Genomic DNA, 2562 nt, shown 5'->3' on the forward strand with positions numbered 1-2562 from the left:
GCCTTAGCCAAGCCACGAGATAGGCCGCGGCCGAAGCCACGGTCAAGACCCCGGTCAGCAATATGAGCGCGGTCCGCAGTGGGCCGAGTTGCACGGCAAAGGCCAGCTCGCCCAGCACCAGCGCCGCCAGCACGATCTGGGCGGCGGTGTTGGCCTTCGAAACGAAGAGCGGCTTCACCTCGACCGGATTGCTCATCACGCTGGACAGGAGCACGGCGCAGACGATGAGCCCGTCACGCGAAACCATCATGACCACCAGCCAGAGCGGCAGTTCGCCGGCGAAGCCCATGACGACGAAGACCGAGACAAGCAGGAGCTTGTCGGCGATCGGATCGAGATAGGCGCCCAGGCGGGACGACTGGTTCCAGCGGCGCGCGATGAAGCCGTCGACGCCGTCGGAGATGCCGGCGACGAGAAAGCCGGCGAAAGCCCAGCCCCAAAGCGACTGCAGCATGGCCAGCACCACGGCGGGCACGAGCAGCAGCCGCATGATCGTGATCATGTTGGGAAGGGTCACGTGATGTCCCGTCGTGTCTTTTGTTGGGAAAAAGATGAGGGAGATGGGAGATTGGCGCAAGTGAGGAACTGCCGATCTTCCCCTCGTGGGGAGATGGCCGGCAGGCCAGAGGGGGCGCGAAGGAACGCCGACTTTTGGACCAACAGACCTGCAGGGAAGCTGATAGGCTGCATGCCACGGGAGGCGCACATGGCGGTCAACATCAACGTTTACTGGGGTCCAAGGAAACGGACAGCCAAGGATTCGATCCCACAACTTCAAGCGCATTTCCGAGCATTGGCTATTGCCGACGAAAGACTCGCTAGCTGGGCTCCGCTGGGAAGGTCTCTTAAAAAGGCGATGGCGTCCGAACCTATCGACACATCGGCAGCCAGTAACCTGCAGCACCTGCTGGAGAAAGGCCAGAACAAGACGGACATCGCCCCGCGCCAACCCATTCCGGAATTGGGTTACCGCGTCTCCCTCTGGAACCAGCGCCGGGGAAACGTGGAAGCGTCAACGTCGATCCATTGCGGGGCGTATTCCGAGTATCTGTCACGAGACAGTCAGAACAATGCTTGTCTGGAGCTTAACTGCATGGCAGGGGCCGAGCCTTTTGGGGCGGAAGTCCTGCTCGCCCTATTCCATAGATTCGTCGAAATCTGGAAACCCGACTGGGGTTCGATTTGGCGCGATGTCCAGGAAGGACATCCGGCCAGCAGCCGCGAGCATCCAACGCGCGTTCAATATGCGTTTTACCAACAGCAGGGCTTGGCATCGCAAGGACGAACCGTGGGAAAGGAGGTTGGTGTTCCCCAGGGGCGTATGTGGGTGGATGAAACGGCAGCACCCATTCTAGAGGAAGTTTGACTGCCATAATCGCAGAGTTGGCGGACACGCCTTTGACCTACCGGACATCTCCCCGGGAGATTGGCACTGGTCTCGGCTTTCGCCAATCAACCCCGCACTTTCCTCGGAAACAACATCACTCACCTGCGCGTCATCCTTGCTCCCCGAAACCATTCATGCGAAGAGCCCGCAATGACAAACAGGGACGAGCCGACGATGAGCAAGGGCGATCCGGCCAAGCGCAAGAACGGGCTCACCTATGCCGAGGCGGGCGTCGATATCGATGCTGGCAATCTGATGGTCGAGAAGATCAAGCCGCTGGTGCGCGCGACGCGCCGGCCGGGCGCGGATGGCGAGATCGGCGGCTTCGGCGGCCTGTTCGACCTCAAGGCCGCAGGCTTCACCGATCCGGTGCTGGTCGCGGCCAATGACGGCGTCGGCACCAAGCTCAAGATCGCCATCGATGCCGGCAAGCATGACACGATCGGCATCGACCTCGTCGCCATGTGCGTCAACGACATCGTCGTGCAGGGCGCCGAGCCGCTGTTCTTCCTCGACTATTTCGCCACCGGCAAGCTCGATCCGGACCAGGGCGCCGCGATCGTCGGCGGCATCGCCGAGGGCTGCCAGCAAGCCGGCTGCGCGCTGATCGGCGGCGAAACGGCCGAAATGCCCGGCATGTATCACGACAAGGACTACGACCTTGCCGGTTTCGCGGTCGGCGCGGCCGAGCGCGGCCAGTTGCTTCCCACAGACGACATCGTCGAAGGCGACGTGCTGCTTGGCCTTTCCTCCTCCGGCCTGCACTCCAACGGTTTTTCGCTGGTGCGCCGCATCGTGGCGGCGAGCGGTCTTGCCTGGAGCGATCCGGCGCCGTTCAACGAAGAGCTCAGCCTCGCCGAGGCGCTGCTCGAGCCGACGCGCATCTATGTGAAGTCGATCCTGAAGGCTATCCGCAACACGCATGGCATCAAGGCGCTGGCCCACATCACCGGCGGCGGTTTCCCGGAAAACATCCCGCGCGTGCTGCCCAAGGATTTTTCGGCCGAGCTCGACCTCGAGGCGATCGACGCGCCGCCGGTGTTCTCGTGGCTGGCAAAGACCGGCGGCGTCGCGCCGGAAGAAATGATGCGCACCTTCAATTGCGGCATCGGCATGACCCTCGCCGTCGCCTCCGGCCAGGCGGCGCAGGTGGCGGCGGTGCTGCAGGAAGCCTG

General features: G+C 62.8%; 3 protein-coding genes. 2 read left to right on the forward strand and 1 reads right to left on the reverse strand.

The window, feature by feature from the left end; genetic code table 11:
• Positions 1 to 517 (reverse strand): CDP-alcohol phosphatidyltransferase family protein (locus tag EOA27_RS31465; RefSeq protein WP_145970661.1); only part of this gene is annotated, 517 nt, incomplete at its 3' end.
• Positions 518 to 706: 189 nt separating this feature from the next.
• On the opposite strand from EOA27_RS31465, the gene EOA27_RS31470 reads away from it, so the two are divergent.
• Positions 707 to 1366 carry an Imm52 family immunity protein gene (locus EOA27_RS31470; protein WP_126078167.1) on the forward strand — a complete coding sequence of 220 codons (660 nt, stop codon included), beginning with the start codon at positions 707 to 709 and terminating at the stop codon, positions 1364 to 1366.
• A 195-nt stretch (positions 1367 to 1561) separates the two neighbouring features.
• A partial coding sequence (gene purM, locus EOA27_RS31475) for a phosphoribosylformylglycinamidine cyclo-ligase (protein ID WP_127258108.1) occupies positions 1562 to 2562 on the forward strand: 1001 nt, incomplete at its 3' end.

This window comes from Mesorhizobium sp. M2A.F.Ca.ET.037.01.1.1 (genome assembly GCF_003998075.1).
Lineage (GTDB): Bacteria > Pseudomonadota > Alphaproteobacteria > Rhizobiales > Rhizobiaceae > Mesorhizobium.

Bases quoted from the DNA above. Each gene is read 5' to 3' on its own strand.
- EOA27_RS31470 (WP_126078167.1), top strand. From the start codon at position 707: ATGGCGGTCAACATCAACGTTTACTGGGGTCCAAGGAAACGGACAGCC.